The organism is Brevibacillus brevis (assembly GCF_022026395.1).
GTDB lineage: Bacteria > Bacillota > Bacilli > Brevibacillales > Brevibacillaceae > Brevibacillus.
This window is the reverse complement of the sequence record NZ_CP041767.1, coordinates 3,401,001-3,420,366: the sequence shown is the minus strand read 5'-3', so window position 1 is coordinate 3,420,366 and position 19,366 is coordinate 3,401,001. Positions and strand designations below refer to the sequence as shown.

Genomic DNA, 19,366 nt, shown 5'->3' with positions numbered 1-19,366 from the left:
GATGAGGTTTGAATGGTGTTCAGATAAAAAATATATACCGCTTGACACCTATGCAAGAAGGCATGCTGTATCACTTTATCCTTCATCCTGAATCAGAGGTTCACTTCGAACAAACGGTGATTACGATGGAGGAGTCGTTGCGGCTTGATCTCCTTGATCAGAGCTTTCGCGACCTCGTCGAAAGATTCGATATCCTGCGAACAGTCTTTCACTATAAAGAAAGTAAAAAGCCGCTGCAAATCGTGTTGAAGCAAAGAGAAGCAGCTATTCAGATCGAGGACATCTCTGACCTGAATCAGGATGAACAAGAAGCATTCGTAGAGCAATTTCTTGTAAGGGATCGGCGCAAGAGATTTGATCTGGAGAAAGATCTGTTGTTTCGGATGACCGTTATGAAATTGAGTGAAACAAAATACAAGATGGTGTGGAGCTTCCACCATATTATTATGGATGGCTGGTGCTTGGGGATTGTCGCAAAAGACTTTTTCCATATCTATCGCTCTTATCTTCAAAATAAGAAGGCTGAGCTGGCTCCACCTTATTCCTTCAGTAGCTATATCACTTGGCTTGGCAAGCAAAATAAACAAGAAGGACTCTCGTTCTGGCGCGATAGCCTGGATGGATTTGATCAACAATCTCCTTTACCGGTTGAATATATTTCAACCGGTAAGGGGTACCAACGAAAATCGATCGTGTTCCGCATTGATCGGGAAACGACTGCCCGTTTGGAGCAAATAGCGAGAGCAAATGATGTGACACTGAGCATCGTCTTTCATTCCCTCTGGGGATTGTTGCTGCATCGATACAATTATGCCAATGATGTTGTCTTCGGATCAGTTGTTTCGGGACGTCCTTCTGAACTCGTTGGTGTGGAAGAAATGGTTGGGTTGTTTGTCAATACGATCCCAATGCGGATTCGCAGTGAAGGCAAACAGACATTTTCGGAGTTGCTCGGACAGGTGCAACAATTCTTCACAGCCACAAGTAGCTACCAATACTTGTCTCTGGCGGATATTCAGTCCGAAACCGCATTAAAGCAAAACCTGATTCAGCATCTTATGGTCTTTGAAAACTATCCATTGACGGAAGAGGCATTCGACGAAGATGGAAAAGGCGGTTTATTCGGAATCACGGATGTCCAAGGATATGAGCAAACCAGCTATGACTTCAACTTGTGCATTATTCCCGGTAAGGAATTAGAAATTCACTTTATCTATAATGCACTTGCCTACAGTGATGCCTATCTGCAAAAAGTGCAAGCGCATCTGAATCAGTTGGTTCAGAGTGTCATCCGCAATCCCGACCAGCCAATTGCAAACATGCAAATGGTCACGGACGAGGAGCAGGCTCTCATTCTGGAACAATGGAATGACACGGAGATGCTGGTTGACCAAACGCGAACCATTGACCAGCTATTTAAGGAACAGGTCAAAAAGGGGCCGCATCACATTGCCGTGGTCGATCAGGAAGGCAGCTACACGTATCAGGAATTAGATGACAAATCCGATGCGCTGGCCCACGTTCTGCGTAAGAAAGGGGTAAAACCTGGCAGCATTGTTGGTGTGATGGTGGAGCGCTCTACTGCTTACAGCCTCGCCATCTTGGCCGTTTTGAAAGCAGGCGGTGCTTTTCTCCCTATTAGCACTGACCATCCGAGTGAACGGATCAGTTATATGATGGAAGATAGCGGGGCCAGCATTGTTTTGGTCCATGATCCGACAGTAGCGTATGCAGAGCGTATTCTCCCTGCAGCAATGGTGATCAATCTTGATGGTAGGAGCGTATACAACGGCGTTACAGCTGATGTAGAGACCTTTCATCGTTCCAGTGACATGGCCTACGTGATTTATACCTCCGGGTCAACGGGGAAGCCAAAGGGAGTAAGGCTGCACCACGTTGGAATCGCCAACCTCCAGCAGTTTTTCATCAACGATCTCGGTATCACCCAAAATGACAGGGTGTTGCAGTTTGCCAGCATCTCCTTTGATGCCTCTGTCTGGGAGTTTACGATGGGGGTATTGACGGGGGCGAGACTTGTCGTAGTCTCAAAGGATGTCGTACTCGATTCGCAGGCTTTCAGTGAGTATCTGCTGAGGCATGAAGTAACAGTCGCGACGCTTCCGCCTACCTTTGTGACGTATTTGGAACCGGAAAATTTCCCGAAATTGCAAACGTTAATCACCGCAGGTTCCGCAGCAAACTGGGAGCTCGTCCATAAATGGAGCGCCCATTGCCGCTACATCAATGCATACGGTCCAACCGAAACAACCATTTGTGCAACGACTTGGACGTATGAAGGGCAAGAGGAGCTGCCGCAGCAAGTGCCAATCGGAAAGCCCATTGCCAACACAAAAGTATACGTGCTGGATGCGCATGGTCATTTGCAGCCCCAGGGAATTCCTGGTGAGTTAGCGATCGCGGGTATTAGCGTCGCTGATGGCTACATCAATCGCGAGGAATTGACAAACGACAAATTCGTGGCAGATCCGTTTATTGCCGGTTCGAGGCTCTACAAGACGGGAGATATGGTGAAATGGCTTGCGGATGGAAGTCTGGAATATTTGGGGCGAATGGACAACCAGGTCAAGATACGCGGTTTCCGTATCGAGCTTGATGAGGTTGAAAACGTGATCCTATCCCAGGCGGGAGTGAAGGAAGCGGTCGTGTTGGCCAAAAAAGAGCAGGGAGGAGATGCCTGCCTGATCGCTTATCTGGTCTGGGAGCAGCCTGATTGGAACAGAGATTTGCGTCAGGAGCTTTTGGCCACCCTTCCAGCCTATATGGTACCAACGTATATCCACGTCCTTGAGAGAATGCCTGTCACACCGAATGGAAAAATAGATCGGAAAGCATTACCTGAGCCTGTCATGATCAGGGAGGCAAGTAAGCAACTGAATCCACCTGTTACAGAGCAAGAGATTAGGCTGGCAGAAATCTGGAAAGAAGTGCTGGACCTCCAGGAAATCAGTGTGGATGACCATTTTTATGATCTGGGCGGGCATTCTATCAAAGCGATCCAACTGGTAGCACGACTGCATAAGGAAGGCATCGAAGTGAAGATTCAAACGATCTTCCAATACGACACAGTCAGAGCGCTGGCAGGATATGTAGATACCGTAAATCGGATTCGTACCACAAAAGCGCAAGATAAAAAAGAGCTGGAAACCTTGATCTACGCCCATTTTCAAGTACGAAGCAACTATGTAGAGGTGCCGTTCGGCAGCAAGCACCGAGCTGTTCTGTACGTGGAAGAAAATGCGCGGGACAAACATCAAGAAATCCTGTCCTTATTGCGCAGGTCTTGCGATCCTGCGATACAGCCGCACGCCATTCAATATCTGGATCTCTCGCAAAAAGCATGGGAAAAAGAGAAGAATCATTTGCAACAAGCTGCGTTCGATGAGAAGGAAACGATGCCATGGCAGGAGCGCCTCTTCAACGACCTCGATCAGAAGCTCCTTCATTATTCGGAGGCGATCGTGAATCAGCAAGCTTTCATCAGGCAGCCACTGTCACCTTCACAGCGCTATCATGTACAGGAAAAGGACATTTCTGGAACAGTAATTCGCTTTGAGCGGATGATCGATCCGAAGACGCTGGAAAAAGCCTTCCTTGACGTTTTGAAGCGGCATCATTTACTACGATGCACGCTAGCTTTTGAGGAAGCAGAGCCATATTGGAAAGAATATCCTTGCCCTAGTGAAATTGAGCTTCCAGTTGTTGATGTATCGGGCGAATCGGAAGAAAGAAAAGAAGCGGTGCGCCAACTTTTACTGAGCGAATATTTTTACCAGCAGCATGATTCGATCGGCTCCTTGTCATACAAAGTGATCTTGCTGAAAGAGAGCGAGAAAGAGTACTCGTTCATATTCCCGGCATCGCATCTCATTTTTGATTTGATTAGCAGCGAGGTTCTGCAAAACGACATAAACCTGTATTACGAAGCATTGGAGAATGGCACAGACCTCTCGGAAAATGATCGGAATACGTATTGGGATTTCGTCCAGCAAATTACGAAAGGTCCAATCGGAATCGAAGATCAACAGCTTATGGAGGAGTTTGATCTCCTCGGATTTGAGAATAGTCTTTTGTCCATCGAAAGCCAGCTTCCATCTTCATCTGCTTTGGACGGATACACGATTGTTACCTGCGAACTGGATATGGATAACCCGCAGGAGACAGAAAATACGCGAATTCCGATTGCTCTTTTAGCCAGATTTTGCGAAAGAAGTTATGGAGTCCAAAAGGCCCCCATCTTCCTTATGAACTTTGGCAGATCCTTTATGGGGAACCATTTCTTCGATGTTCTTGGCGAGTGCATCGATCATATTCCACTTCATATTGATCCGTCGTGGAGTCTCGATGAGTTGGAAACGTATGTGAAAGTTCGGTTGGATCTCGCAAAGGAGAGGAACATCCATTTCACCAATCTCGTGCAAAATCCTGACGTAACGGAAAACCATCCTCTTTCCCACCAATCACTCATCCAATCCTTGCAGATGACACCTATTATTTGCAACTTTTTGGGTGAGCAGAACAAGAGTCAACCAAGTGAATACGATCACCTGTTTATCAAGGGAAAGAAGCGTATTCTCTTTGAGGCTTCCTATACATCCATGGGCAAAATGACTATTTTTATGGCTCTGCCATATCAAGAGGATGAAAGGAAGCTGCGAGTGCTCTTAGAGGAAGAAGCGAAAAAATTGATAGGAATGCCTCTAGTCATACGCTAAGAGTCCGCTAGGCATCGTATTGGAAATCGGCAGATGGATTCCGCTCTATTCCGGGGGTATTGTCCGTGAAGTGTAGCGGGATCATCTTGCCGAAATAAATCATCACCTAGAGGGATTACTATTCAGGGAGGTTAAGATGGGCAACCAATCATACGGATTAAATATTTTTCTCTTTTCTTTTACTCGTTTCATTACGGAATTAGGTAGCGGTGTATACAAATTTGCCCTTGCCCTGTACATTGCGGATATGACGGGTTCTTCCGCTGCATTTGCAACTGTTTTGGGCTTTTCGTACTTGCCGGGGGTGCTGATTAATATTTTTGCAGGCGCCTATATTGATAGACACAACAAGAAAACGATCATGGTTGTCACCGAGCTGCTAAGCGGTGCGCTCGTTCTCTTGTTTTTACTGTTTTTCCTCCAGTTTCCCACGAATCTATGGCTGTTTGTAGGTTACGCCTTCGTGATCAGCACCATTCAGGCTGTTACTTATCTCGCTTTGCAAGCATCCATTCCAGAGCTGGTAGATGAGGACAGAGTAGGAAGTATGAACTCTATTTACCAAGCGATCAGCGCCATTCTCAATGTAGCGGGTCCTTTGGTAGGGGCGGTTGCCTATCGTTTAATGGGGATGGAAATGATTTTGCTGATTGATGGTCTTTCTTTTATCGGAGCAGGTATCTTGCAAATGTTCCTCCGTTTCCGCAAGGCCGAGGTAGTACAGGAGACAACACAAAGCTATACAGAAACAATCAAGGAAGTCTTCCAATATATCCGAGAACAGGTTGTTATCAAGTACTTGTTCCTGATTTTCCTTGTGCTCAACTTTATTTTCCCTCCGCTCATGTATGTGGGGCTGCTGCATATTGCCTATCGAGTCGAAAAGGTATCGATGGAGCAATTCTCCTTTATTCAGTCCTCCTGGTTTATCGGGATCATTATCGGAGCGGCTATTGTCTCTATGAAAAAGGTAAGCAAATACGTTGAGAATAAAATCTTTCTTTTGATTCAAGTGCAAGGGATTCTATTGATGTCGTGGATCTTTCCGATTTTTGTTCCGGAAACGAGTAACGCCTCGTGGATCATTACGGGCGTGTTTGTCGGGATTTTATTGGTCTCCGCCATCTTCAACTCCATGGGGAACATCCCGATCTTTACCTTTGTTCAATTGAACACGCCTGAGCATTTGCGTGCCAGCATGTTTGGTGTGGTCGGCACATTTACCGGTGTGGCCGTACCATTTGGGATCTGGTTGTACGGTATTTTACTGGAGGCCGTTTATTGGCCGTATCTCCTGTTGGCCTCAGGTGCTCTCATTTTCGTGATCGCCTTGATCGCTCATCTGAACAAGCAAGTGAGTCAATACTTTAAGAAAAAAGAAGAGCAGGTTGTTGCTACGGACAAGTCTGCTTGAGCAAAGTCACGATAACGAGAGAGAGAATAGGATGTCAGCTTCTTTCAAAAAGACAATGACAAAACTACTGGAGGACTCTACGTGAAGAGTATGCACTATGTCGTTTTGACCGTTGTACTGATGTTCATCACGGGGTGTGGAGTGGAAACGAAACAGGAAACGGAGCAAACCAAACAAAAGATCGTGCAGGTGCACACCGTAAAACAGACAGATTCCTTGCCGACTCCTCTTACTGCTTTCGTTGAATACAAACAGGAGAGCCACCTAGCCTTTGGGGCTTCTGGTACGATTGAACGAATGAACGTAACAAAAGGGGCAAAGGTAACACAAGGCCAGGTATTAAGTTCCTTAAATACGAACTATTATCAAAAAGGGCTGGAAGCGGCACAAAGCCAGGTCCAAAGTGCATCTGCGTTGCGTTCAAAAACGTTGCAAGGAGCAAGCGCGGATCTCATCAGCAAACAACGCTTGGCAGTGGACAGCCAGGAAAAGCGTTTGAAGGATGCCCAGCGGAAATGGGAGACAGCCCAGGAGCTGTTTAAGGGCGGCGCTATTTCGCAGAGTGAGCTGGACAGTGCCCAGTCGGAAAAAGAGCAAATCGAGATTTCGCTACAAGAAGCGCGAATTACATTGGATAAGTTGCTAAAAGGAGCGGAAGTCAACGAGATTGCCAGTGCAGATGCCGAATTAAAACAAGCAGCCAGTCAAGTAGAGCTCGCAAAGAAAACCCTTCAAGAAACGCAACTCGTCGCGCCGTTTAGCGGTACGGTCATCGATGTGACCCAAAAGGCAGGCAGTCTTGCCCAGCCAGGTGAAAGTATCATTCACTTGGTTGATAGCTCGGAAGTAAAGCTGAAGGTCGATGTCCCATTGGATGTGATAGAAAACTACAAGCAAGGGGACAAGGTGCCAGTGACAGTGGAGGGAAAGGCCAAAAGCACAGGGACCATAACATTTATCTCGCCCGTTCTTAACGCAGAAACGGGAAAGTATTTGGTAGAGATAGCTGTCTCCAATAAAGACAACGTGTTGATCGAGGGAATGATCGCGACTGTAGAGATGTCACGCAAGGTAAACGGGATGCTCGTTCCTGTCCAAAGCGTGGGCATTAAAGAAACACAGCGCTTCGTCATGGTTGTCGAAAATGGAGTCATCAAGAGACGCGACGTGGAAGTTGGGCGAATTTTTGGAAATAACGTCGAGATTCTATCGGGCTTACAGACGGGCAATCAAATCCTAATCTCCGGCATAACGTACTACGCCGAAGGAGAAGTCGTTACGGTGAAAGGGGAGTAACCGATGGACAAGGTCATTCTCTTTTTGCTGAAACGAAAAGTGATCCTCTATTTGTGCACATTCCTCATCGTGCTTACCGGAATCGGTGCTCTCTTTTCCTTCCACGTGGAGCTCGTACCGAAAACGAATTTGCCTTGGATTGAAGTGAATATTTCAGGAGGAGCGCTGCCGCCTGAAGAGATGGTGGAAAAGGTCACGGAAAAAATAGAGCAGGAATTGAAATCTGTGGCTGGAATAAAAAATTTCTCATCGAAAACAGGAACGGGGTTTTCTGGCATCTCGATCCTTGCAGAGGATGGGGAAGGTGAAAAGGTCAAGCAAGAGACCCAAAATATTGTGAATCGGCTGCGTAATGAATTTCCCAAAGTAGTGGATACCGTAACCGTCACTCAAACGAATTTAGGTGATGAGGACTTAATCGACTACGCAATGGTGGGTGCCGATACACAGACCATGCTCACCTTGCTGAAGACGACCATTAAGGATCGAATAGAATCCGTCCCGGGTGTGAAGGAAGTGGTCGTATCCGAGGACGGTTTTGAAAATAAGGTTGCGATAACATTTCGTCCTGAACGGCTTACTGCCTATCGAACGACAGCAGCAGATGTTGTTGGTCAGCTACAGGGGACCAATTGGAAAAAAGCTGTGGGGATATTGGAAAATCCTGGATTCGACACCGTTGTGATGATTGACAACAGCTTAAAGAATGTAGAAGAGTTCAAAAACATTTTGATCAAGACACCCAAGGGCAAGGTTGCACTCGAACAACTGGCAACGGTGAGTGACCTGCGCGGAAGCGTGAAGGACGCTATTTCCATGACAGAAGGCAACCTCTTTGTGCAAATCAGTGTAAAGCGTGCTCCGGGGAGTGACCTGATCACTACACAGAAAAAAGTCGAGGAAGTTGTGAGGCAAATCAATGAGGAGGCAGGTGGAAACTACGAGCTGAGAGTCATGTTTGAATCCGTCTCCTTTATTAAAAAAGCGATCACCAATTTGAGTCGAGATGTTGTCATCGGGGGCATATTGGCAATCCTCGTACTCTGGGTATTCCTGCGAAACTGGCGTGTGACGATGGTCATTGCCACGACGCTACCTCTCTCCATCCTGATGACTTTCATCGCGCTGAAAGCTGCCGGTTACAACATTGACATGGTGGTATTAATATCACTGAGCTTGTCAATTGGATTGATTGTTGATGCGGCGATCGTTGTTCTGGAGAGTATTTATCATTTGAGAGAAAAGGGAATGCAGCTGAAGCAGGCCATCGTACAGGGCTCAAAAGAGGTGATAGCACCTGTATTTGCTTCCCAATTAACTTTGATTGTTGTGTTTTTACCGCTAGTGGTCGCGGATTTTGAACAGTGGCTGAAGCCTATTCTTCATACCATTGCGTTTACCGTTACTTCTACCATTATTGCGTCGACGATTGCAGCTTTTCTGTTTGTTCCGATTTTTTCCGAGCGTTTTCTCCAACATGATAAACAATTGCAGCCCCGTAGCGAAAAAGGGAAAAAAGGGATTGTTTCTCTCTTTCAGCGATTACTGTTGTTAACCCTTCGTCATCGCGTTCTCACATTGCTGGTGGCTCTTGCAATGTTTGTAGGGGCCTTGAGTCTCTTCCCGTTGATTAAAATAGGAAATGGCTTGAATGCCAATGAGAATCAGATTTTTGCCACGTTAACGATGCCTGATGGCACTAGCTTGGAACAGGCGCAAACCGCAGCGGTTGAAGCGGAAAAAGCGTTAAGAGAGCTGTCCGACGTGAATCAAGTCTTTTTTACGGCAAAGAAAGAGACAGTGGAGTTAAATATTACATTAGTGACCAAGTCGCAACGAACGCAAGAGAAAGAAGAATTTATGCAAGAAGTAAACGGTCGCTTGAATGCCATTGACGGCGTGGAACAAACGAGTATGACATTTGGATTCTCGGGTAAATCGGCTCCTATTGAGTTGCAGGTCGCCGGCGAAGATTTAGAGGTCTCGCGGTCGATTTCCGCAAAGGTAGAAGAAATGCTGGCGAGCATACCCGGTGTAGTCAATATTCGGAATGATTTCGAAAGAGGGAAGGAAAAAGTAACGCTAATACCCAATCAGGAGGCAATGTCTCAATTGCAGGTTGACTCAGATTCGTTGGACAGCCAAATCAGCATGCTGCTTGGGGAGCAGCCCCTATCCACAATCAGTCAAAATAGTATCGAAACCTCGATTGTTGCCAGATTTCCAGAGACATGGGTGACACATCCTGACCAACTCCAGCAGATCATGATACGAACAGAAACAGGCTCGCATGTGCCGTTACATGAGCTGGTTGATTTTCATTTCAGCAAATCTCCGATTACGATCAAACATGAAAAAGGAGAACAAATCATCACGGTATCCGCAGAACTGTTGGGCACGGATATTGGTACGGCGGGCAGACAAGTAAATGAGAAGCTGGGTACAGTGGAATTGCCTGCCGGGTACAAGATCGAGATCGCTGGTGATTTGAAGGAACAAAATAACACCTTTACGCAAGGAATTATTGTCCTGGTAGCGGTTGTCTCCCTCATCTATGTGATTATGGTGGCACAGTTTGGGAGGTTGTCTCAGCCGTTTATTATCATGCTGTCGTTGCCAATGGCCTTGGTGGGAGTTATTCTTGGATTCGTAGTCACACAGCGAACGTTTGGTGAGATGGCGATGATTGGGCTCATCATGCTGGTAGGAATCGTTGTATCCAATGCAATCCTGTTAATTGACAGAATCAATCTGCTCCGCTCACGGGGGATGGGGTTGGAAGAAGCAATTGTACAGGGCACGCGGGATCGTGTTCGTCCGGTGATTATGACCAAACTGACAGCGATACTCGGTATGCTGCCGATGGGACTCGCTGTTGCGGAAGGAGCGGAACTAGAGGCGCCGCTTGCTACCGGGGTAATTGCGGGGTTGATTTTTCACACGCTCGTAACGCTTGTATTGGTTCCTGTTCTTTATTCGATCTTTGAGGGGATTCGCGAGAAGAGAGTAGCGCGAAAAAAAGCAACTCGCATTGCTGATATGTAAAAAGGAAAACGGGGCACGGCGCTGGCGAACCAGCGTTGTGCCCTCTAACCATTTCATAGAGCCGAATAGCATGACGACAGGTGAGTCGACCAAGGGTGAAACACAACGATTTCTTTGCAACAAAATATTGGATGATTGCCATGTTGCTTGGTCACACTAAGGTGGGAGGTGTAACCATGGAACGAACTATTCAGGTCAATGGTGAGGATTATCATTTCGAGTCAACATATGATGGGGATTCACAGTACAACGTACAAGTACGATGTGGCAAAAAAGTGGTATCGAGTTTCAAAATCTCGGCCGGATCGGAAAGTGAAGTGTTTGAGGCAGCCCGTGCTCATTTTAGTGCAGATAAGGAATTGGGCAATCTAAATGGATAGAGATTGGTCTCGGAACGCAGCTTGCGAATGCAGGGCTGCGGTTTTTTCTTGCGTAAAAGGAAGTCTCATGATAAGGTTATTTTGTTTCCGTGGAAACAAAGGTAGAACAGATAAGGAGCTGATGCTGCATTGGACCCTAAAAAGAAGCTTTGGAATCGATGGATCACCTTTCTACATAAACAGGAGCAGCGCAGCAAGCTACGTGAAGAAATGCTATTGCGCCAGATCAAAATTAGCGTACCAGATTACGATAAGGTTGGAAGGTTATCCGTAACAGAGCTCCACGTCCTTCAAGAGGTAGGGAGAAAAGATCGAGTCAATGTTACAACAATTGCACAGCATATTGGGGTAACAAAGAGCGCGATATCCAAAATAACAGTCAAACTTTTGAAGAAAGGATTACTCGAGCGGTATCAGCTCGAAGACAATCAGAAGGAAGTTTTTTTCAGGCTGACATCAGCAGGAGAGATGGTAAACGAGATTCATGAACACTATCATCAACGCCTGGAAAATGACATGTACCGATTCTTGGATAGGTATACGCCTACTGAATTGGCATTTTTGGAAAAGGTCATAAGAGAAGCAACAGAAGATTAGGGGAAACATACTACGGGTGTTCATTATTTTTTTTGCGAAATTGTTTCCAAGGACACAATATTAGAGAGATAAGAGGAGAGCAACCATGAATCCAAAAAAAGTACTGTACCTACTTGGGATAACGCTAATGCTAGGTATGTTCGCGCAAAATTTGTTCATGCCTATTTTACCAGCCATGCAAAAAGAATTTCAGACGAGTGCAACCATGATTAACTGGACTGTTTCAATCTTTACCGTCATGCTCGCGATTATGCAAATCATCTACGGACCATTTATCGATAGGTTCGGTCGAAAGCGTGTTATGATACCTGCCCTGATCCTATTTACGATCGCGTCAATCGGATGCTATCTGGTCGATTCGATTTATGGGCTACTATTTTTCCGGGCTTTACAAGGGGCGGGATTTGCTGCCATTCCGATCGTAGCCGCAACGATTATTGGAGACATATTTACAGGAGTCCAACGTGCATCTGCGATGGGTACTTATCAGATGCTGCTTGCGCTTAGTCCGGCCCTTGGTCCACTGTTAGGAGGCTGGATTGGCGGCATCGGCGGACATTCTGCGGTCTTTTTGTTTTTGGCGATCTGCGCAGTCTTTCTTGTCTGCATCAATGCTGTATGGTTACCTGAAACGAAAAAGGCTCAAGCTACATCATCAGGCGGTTTTACACGAGGGTCCTTCCGTAATATTTTGCTCCACCCAGTCGGAGCATCTGTCATTTTAATCGGTTTTAGCCAAATGTACGCGTATTATTGCTTTCTGCTGTTTCTCCCAGTCCAATTGACGAACCACTACGCAGTCACCGTTGAAATAATCGGTTTGGTTTTCTTGCTCGTGTCAGTTGTCTTTATTATCAGTAGCAAGCTGTCTGCTGTGTTGCAAAATCGATGGGGAGCACGGAAAACATTACTGGTGACGACAGGTGCAAATGCTTTGGCGATGTTTCTTTTTATGACTGCGGCTGATGTTTCTTTTCTCCTGCTTGTGCTAACAAGTACGCTGTTTGCCTTAACCTTGGGTGTAGGTATGCCTGCACACACGATTTTGCTATCCGAAGTATTTGAAGCAGAGCGTGCAACGTCCATTGGTGTGTACAATTTCATCCGCTATACGGGCATGGCTGCAGGTCCGGTTGTAGGTGCGATGCTGTTAGAATGGGGAGGGGTCTGGTTTGAATTTGGTATGGCCGGTATCCTCATTGCTTGCGCGACCTTATTCGCACGACAAAAGGTGAAAAGAACCGCTGTGAACATTCAAGGGGAGCTCTAATGTTCGGACAGACTTTTCATGTTCGGCTAAATATGCTACAACAGGGATGAAACAATGGAGCGGGAGGAGCTATCAAAAGATGCAGCATCAAGAAGAACGGGACCCGAGGTTACTGATTGCAAGCTTTAGCGAAAATCCGTCTAGCATCCAGTCGCTAACCGAAGGCGAATGCCTGACATTCCTGCAAATGCTCGAACAGTATCGCCAAGAACATCCAGACGAAGAGCTTGATTTGACGGAAGCGATGGTGCTGACACGGATGTCTGCTTTGCGGATGCACAAAACAGGAGGCCATACACTTGCGACTGAATGGGTAGATCGTGCGCTTCAACTAGCCCCTGATTATCGCTACGCTGGAGAAGTTAAGCTTGAGCTGTACTTTACACAGTTGCGATCCCATGCCTTTCTCACTGAATTCAAGTCAGTGCGTGAAACGGATAACGTCGTCATGCGCAGGAGAACAGTTGAGGTACTGGAAGATCAGGCAACCAATGAGCTCGCTGACATCACGAAATGGCGCTCTCTTGCGGAGGAGACGCTACTGGCAGCGCAAAAGTGGAGCGATTCGGAGGCGGAAGCTACAGCTGCTGGCCTCGTGCTGTTATACACGGAACGACAAAATTTATTAGTACAATTGCAAGAACGTGTTCAAGCGTATGAAGCGTCTTTATCCGGGGTCTTTTACTCCAGTGAAATGCTCGTCCAATTGCAAGAGACGATTCGCGCTTTAACGAACCAGCAAGAACAGAAAGAAAAGCTTCTGCCGCAAAGGAACGAAAGGGTAGAAGATCGCGAAAAAGCTCCTCAGCAAGATAGGGGTGCTTTAGAGCAATTGGAGCAGTTGATCGGCTTGGACGAGATCAAGCATCGGGTTCGGCAGCTGGCGCAATTTCTGCAGTATCGCCAGCTACGCGAAGAAAAGGGCTGGCATATGAAAGATCAGCTCCCCCTTCATCTTGTGCTGATGGGAAACCCAGGCACGGGGAAGACGACTTTGGCTCGCTTGATCGCCAAGCTGTATCAAGAGCTTGGGTTGTTGGAAAAAGGACAGCTCATCGAGGTGGATCGTTCTCAGTTGGTCGGCGCTTACGTGGGACAGACAGAGCAGCGCGTCATGGAGGCGATAAAGCAGGCAGACGGCGGCGTCCTGTTTATCGATGAGGCATACAGCTTGAAGCGTCCAGATAGCTCTGGCAGTGATTATGGACAAGTCGCAATAGACACGCTTGTATCCGCTATGACGAGTGGCGAGTATGCAGGACGCTTCGTCGTGATGCTGGCGGGCTATCCCGAAGAAATGCGTCACTTTTTGTACGCCAACCCTGGGCTAAATAGTCGTTTTCCAGAGACGGGCCACTTTTTGCTGCCGGACTATCAGGCGGACGAACTGGTGCATATTGCAGAAGAAGTAGCCGTACGGAACGATTTTACTCTGACAGAGGCGGCAAAAGTTACGCTGCGGCAGCGCATTGAAAAAGCACAAGTAGACGAGACGTTTGGCAATGCAAGGACAGTCACCAATATCGTGCTCGATGCTATCTTTGCCAAAGGACGCGAAACAGACGGTAAAGAACTGAAATGGGATGACTTTACGATTCTGAAGCCCGAGGATGTACGTGGCTTCGATCCGCCGCAAAAAGAAAGAAATGCGGAAGCTCGACTACAAGCGTTGATTGGTCTTGCTCAAGTGAAAACGGAGTTGAAAAAAATCGCGGCATATGTGTCCATCCAGCAAGAACGCGCAGCGAGAGGCCTGCCGAAAAGTCCGATTGAGCTGCATGCCGTCTTTACTGGAAATCCAGGTACAGGGAAGACGACGGTCGCCCAGCTGTATGCACAGATTTTGCAAGAAATCGGCTATTTGAAACGCGGTCATCTAGTTACGGCGAGTAGAGCCGACTTGGTAGCAGGGTATGTCGGTCAGACCGCAGCGCTTACTCGCAGAAAAGTTCGCGAAGCCTTGGGTGGCGTCTTGTTTATCGATGAAGCGTATTCGCTGCTCGGCGGAGGAGAGCGGGATTTTGGGCAGGAAGCGGTTGATACGCTCGTAGAGGAGATGACCAAACACGAAGAGAATCTCGTCGTGGTCCTCGCAGGCTACCCACTCGAAATGAATGCATTACTAATGAGCAACCCTGGACTATTGTCACGGTTTAAAAAATATATTGCGTTCCCCGACTACACGGTGCAGGAACTCGTACACATTCTTGAACAGGCTGCATGTGATGTGGGGTATGTGATTGAGAAGAACGTGTTGGAAATGATCGCACAGTCCTTGGATAAAGCAGACAGTGATCATCGATTGAATGGCAACGGTCGTTTTAGCCATAACCTGTTGCAAGAGGCGATCCAAAACCAGGCTGTGCGACTGATAGATATTCCGAAGCAGGAATGGAATCAGGAAATGCTCATGCAGTTGGCATGGGTCGATTTTCAACCGCTATTACAGTGGACGGCAGAAGAGGATGGGACAAAAAATTAGTTTTTGTCCCATGTCTATGCCTTCTTACTCTTTTGACAATTCACCCTTTCTCTTATAATGGATAGAAATGGTTTTATTATGCCATGGGGGGAAGGGTGTTTGGTTTGCGAAAAAAATGGCAGGCAGCTTTATGCGCGACACTTGTTCTGACACTTTCGCTGGAAGGCATTCCGGCGGATGCCAAACAAGAGGGAGAGCGTCGGGGCAATATCCAGATCGAAGCGGATGAGGGTCTGGCCCTGGACAAGCTTTCGTCGAAAAAGAGAGAGTCTGAGCTCGTCGTTATTCAGTTATCCGGTCCTGTTCGTGAGGAGTGGAAAGAAGAACTGGAAGAAATCGGCGTCACGCTTGGTGATTACATACCGGATTTTGCATTCATCGCAAAAATGGAGGATGAACAGGTAAGAAAGGAAGTCGAGAAGCTGTCCTTTGTCGAAGATGTAATGTCCTTTACACCGAAGTCGAAGGTATCGTCCGAGCTTCGTTTTGAAGGAGGCAAAAGAGAGCGGGTCGAGGTTGCCGTCGTCGGTTTCAATCAACGGGTGGACATGTATCGAGCGATGACAAAATTGACGGAGGATCAAGATATAGGAGACATTCAATCACCTGAGGATGCTCCGCATATATCAATCGCTAAGATGGATCAGGAAACGATTGAACAAGTGATCGAATCAGATGATGTCATTGCGGTTGTCCCCGTGCCAGAAAACAAGCTGCACAATGATGTGGCAGCTACCATCATTCATTCGGACAAGCTGGCCTCGACAGGGTACACAGGCAAGGGACAAATTGTCGGAGTCGCCGATACCGGACTTGATACAGGGAAGCTCCAAACGATGCATTCAGATTTTAAAGGCCAAATTGAGAAGCTCATTTCACTTGGCCGACCGAATGATGCGAGCGATGTCCACGGTCATGGTACGCATGTAGCTGGCTCCATTGTAGGCACAGGTGAAGCATCAGATGGACAGTATAAAGGAACGGCACCGGGTGCCAAGCTCGTATTTCATTCCATAGAGAACGGGAAAGGGAAGCTCGTTACGGATGTCGAGACCATTTTGCAGGAAGCATACGAAGAGGGAGCCCGCATTCACTCCAATTCATGGGGGGCGAATGATAAGGGAGAGTACAGCTTGTCATCGATGCTGTTTGATCGCTTTTTATGGGAGCATCCAGATATGACGGTGCTTGTTGCGGCTGGAAACGAAGGAGAGAAAGGTTTTAAAACGATCGGGAGCCCAGCCACCGCTAAAAACGTCATCGCCGTTGGCGCTACAGAAAATGTTCGTCCGAACTTGGGGAAGAACTCCGATAAAGCGGATGACGTGTGGGTATCGAGCAGTCGCGGCTTAACAGGCGACGGGCGTTTGAAGCCGGATATTGTCGCGCCTGGTACAGCGATCTTATCCACGCGCTCTTCACTGGCACCGAGCAAAAATTTCTACAAGCGTTTTAATGAACATTACGCGTATATGAACGGCACGAGCATGGCGACGCCGATTTTAGCGGGCGGTGTGGCACAAATCCGGGAATTTTTGCAGGAAGAAGGGGAAAAAAATCCGAGCGGTGCATTAGTAAAAGCCATGCTGTTGACGAGTGCAGACAACTTGGATGAAGACATGCGAGAGCAAGGCTTCGGACGAGCCAATCTGGCGAATGCGGTTGAAACGAACTACAAGGACGAGAAGGACGGCATTCGCACGCGTGAAAAAGTTACGTATAAGGTCAAGGTCTCGGATGATTCCAAGCCTTTGGCAATTACGCTTGCGTGGACGGATTATCCTGCTGCCATTGTCGCAAAGCGTGCACTCGTCAACGATTTGAATCTGAAAGTAACGACACCGAGTGGAGAAAAACTGAACGGCAACGACTTTTTTGAGGCCCCTTACAACGACGAAGTGGACAACCTGAACAACGTCGAGCAAGTATGGATTACTGAACCGGAAGAGGGAATCTACACCGTGACGGTCGAAGGCTATAACATCCCGAAAGGGCCTCAGCCGTATGCGCTAGCAACTACGGGAAAATGGCAAAAGGCCGATGACGAGGAAGAGGAGAAGCCATCGGTTGAACAAGAGCCATTCCGAACAGGAAAGCTGGCGAAAAAGCAGAAATACATGGACTATTCCATTCGCATCAGTGAGCCAGGGGATTTGGAATTGTCCGTAGACTGGAAAGAGGATGCAGATGTTGATTTGTACGTGTATAACAGTCGTTCCAAAGAGCTTGCGTCTGCTACAACGTCCAGCAATCCTGAGCAGCTAACCGTGAATATCGAACAAACCGGCTTGTACAAAATTCGTGTCGTGCTGACGGAAGGCAAAGAAGCGAAGTATCGCCTTTATATGAATAAGCCGGGGAAATAAATCTAAGACACAACCTCCATCTTCTGAACAGATGAAAGGTTGTGTCTTTTTTTAGTGCTGCTCTTCCTTGTTTAACCAGTCTCTCGCTCGCATGGCGATTTCCAAGCAAATCCGGTTTTGCGTTGCTGTGTAATCCTTTCCGAGAATTTCTTCGATTTTTTCCAAGCGATGATAGAGCGTTTGACGATGAATGAACAGTTTTTCCGCAGCTTCCTGTTTGGAGAGGTTACCATCCAAATAGACACGCAGCGTATGAACGAGCGAGGAGCCGTGTGCTTGGTCATGGGCTAGCAGCGGACCGAGGTAATCGCTTATGAAGGCCTTTAATACAGGCTCACTAGGGACGTGGAACAGGAGTCGGAACAATCCGAGATCAGCGAAAAACGGACTGGATGATTCCTGACAAAAAGCCAGTGCCTGTTCCGCTTCCGCGAGGTGCCGTCCAGCATCTGACAACCGTTTTCCGGCTCGACTGACGCCCATCCGTATTTGAATATCTGCTCCTAGCATTTGCGTCATGATCCTTTTGACATCGCGAAAGGCTTTTTCCAGGGTACGCCGGGAATCTGCAAGCGGACGCTGCTCGATCAGCAAAAAGTAAAAGCGATGGCCCATGCATCGTATGAAAGGCCGAAAGTGATGACGGGTCAAAAGTGAACGGAAAATAGCAGTCAGATCGTGCGGCGGAAGGGAGTCCTGGGCCAGGTTCTTCGGCTTCTCAAACGATAAAATAATCATGTGATAGGCCGAGGCTTTACCGCTGCCCGTGATACCAAGCAAGGAACGCATTTGTTCCTCTGGAATGGAGCGGTTGGCAATCAAATCATCAAACAGTCGGTTTTCGGTAGCAAGCGCCTGTTCTTCCACAAACATTTTCCGCATTAAAATTTGTGCCATCGCGCTGACCGTATTGTCTAAGGTCAGGAGCAAATACTCATCCGGACTGCGTTCATACAAAACAATGCCGACATAGGCGAGCACGTGCCCCATTGCCATCACGGGTTGATAGGCAAGCTGTCTGGTCGCAGATAGAGAAAGGAAGCGGACACCAGCTCCACTACTATCCAGTCCGGAAAAATGAGACCGCATCAAATCGCTCATCTCCACTGCAACATCATGTGGTACCACCGGAGCAAATTGTGTCGAGCCATCTGGTGCGTAATAGAAGACCTGCGTCTGAACCGCCACCTGAAAATGCTGCAATAGCTTGAGTATGCCCGCTGCCTGCAGGCTGAGCTGTTGCAAACTGCGAGAGTAGGCTTCGAGATTCCGGAGTGCTTGCATCTGCGATTGGATCAAATGCTCGTGCAAATCTTGCGTGATGTCCACAAAGCGGACAGGCTGATGGAAAACGAGCAACGGAAACTGGTGGTGGTTCGCCAGCTCTAGCATATCTTCCGGGATGGAGGGGATGTAACGTCCCAGCTCGATGCACAGCCCGACTGCTTTTCGCCGAATGAGCTCTGTTAAATACGCAAGTCGCTTTTCCTTTTCTTCGCCAAATCCTAGCCCGGTTGATAGGATCAGTTCGCCGCCATTTAAAAACTGTCCCGTATCGGCAGTCTCCAAGACGTGAACCCAGCGAACAGGACGGGACAGGCCACGATGCCCTGCCACCACTTGAGCATGTTGAAACAATGGACGCTTGATGATTTCTGCAATGGTCAGGCGCAAATCGTTGCTCAATAGGATCACCTCCTCCAGTTACACTCTGTAAGATTAACCCTACGTAATGCGTTACACTTTGTCTAGTGCTGACAGGCATTATTTTTGGATAAAATGG

Annotated in this window: 10 protein-coding genes; 9 read left to right on the top strand and 1 reads right to left on the bottom strand. The window is 47.5% G+C overall.

What is annotated here, in order from left to right:
- The first annotated feature begins 8 nt into the window (after positions 1-8).
- The 9 genes from FO446_RS16215 (at position 9) to FO446_RS16175 (ending at position 17,583) form a co-directional block, all read left to right on the top strand.
- Positions 9-4,733 (top strand): non-ribosomal peptide synthetase, encoded by a 4,725-nt coding sequence (locus FO446_RS16215; protein ID WP_237898523.1) that lies wholly within the window; start codon positions 9-11, stop codon positions 4,731-4,733.
- A gap of 136 nt (positions 4,734-4,869) precedes the next feature.
- Positions 4,870-6,147, top strand: coding sequence for an MFS transporter (locus tag FO446_RS16210; RefSeq protein ID WP_173607866.1), 1,278 nt, complete (start codon positions 4,870-4,872; stop codon positions 6,145-6,147).
- Between the two features lie 90 nt (positions 6,148-6,237).
- The gene (locus tag FO446_RS16205; RefSeq protein ID WP_217366885.1) at positions 6,238-7,443 is read left to right on the top strand and encodes an efflux RND transporter periplasmic adaptor subunit; all 1,206 of its coding nucleotides are present in this window, start codon (positions 6,238-6,240) and stop codon (positions 7,441-7,443) included.
- Positions 7,444-7,446: 3 nt separating this feature from the next.
- Positions 7,447-10,488, top strand: a complete 3,042-nt coding sequence (locus FO446_RS16200; protein ID WP_237898522.1) for an efflux RND transporter permease subunit — start codon at positions 7,447-7,449, stop codon at positions 10,486-10,488.
- A gap of 176 nt (positions 10,489-10,664) precedes the next feature.
- A complete protein-coding gene (locus FO446_RS16195) occupies positions 10,665-10,868 on the top strand; it encodes a hypothetical protein (RefSeq protein WP_026043127.1) in 204 nt (67 codons plus the stop codon).
- A gap of 129 nt (positions 10,869-10,997) precedes the next feature.
- Complete coding sequence (locus FO446_RS16190; protein WP_237898520.1) at positions 10,998-11,465, top strand: MarR family transcriptional regulator; 468 nt, start codon at positions 10,998-11,000, stop codon at positions 11,463-11,465.
- Between the two features lie 85 nt (positions 11,466-11,550).
- Positions 11,551-12,735, top strand: coding sequence for an MFS transporter (locus FO446_RS16185; RefSeq protein WP_232773027.1), 1,185 nt, complete (start codon positions 11,551-11,553; stop codon positions 12,733-12,735).
- Between the two features lie 79 nt (positions 12,736-12,814).
- Positions 12,815-15,217 (top strand): AAA family ATPase, encoded by a 2,403-nt coding sequence (locus FO446_RS16180; protein WP_237898518.1) that lies wholly within the window; start codon positions 12,815-12,817, stop codon positions 15,215-15,217.
- A gap of 95 nt (positions 15,218-15,312) precedes the next feature.
- Positions 15,313-17,583: a S8 family serine peptidase gene (locus FO446_RS16175; RefSeq protein ID WP_173607860.1), complete on the top strand. Its 2,271-nt coding sequence runs from the start codon at positions 15,313-15,315 to the stop codon at positions 17,581-17,583.
- A 51-nt stretch (positions 17,584-17,634) separates the two neighbouring features.
- On the opposite strand, the gene FO446_RS16170 is transcribed toward FO446_RS16175, so the two are convergent.
- Positions 17,635-19,269, bottom strand: coding sequence for a PucR family transcriptional regulator (locus FO446_RS16170; RefSeq protein ID WP_173607859.1), 1,635 nt, complete (start codon positions 19,267-19,269; stop codon positions 17,635-17,637).
- Positions 19,270-19,366: the final 97 nt, after the last annotated feature.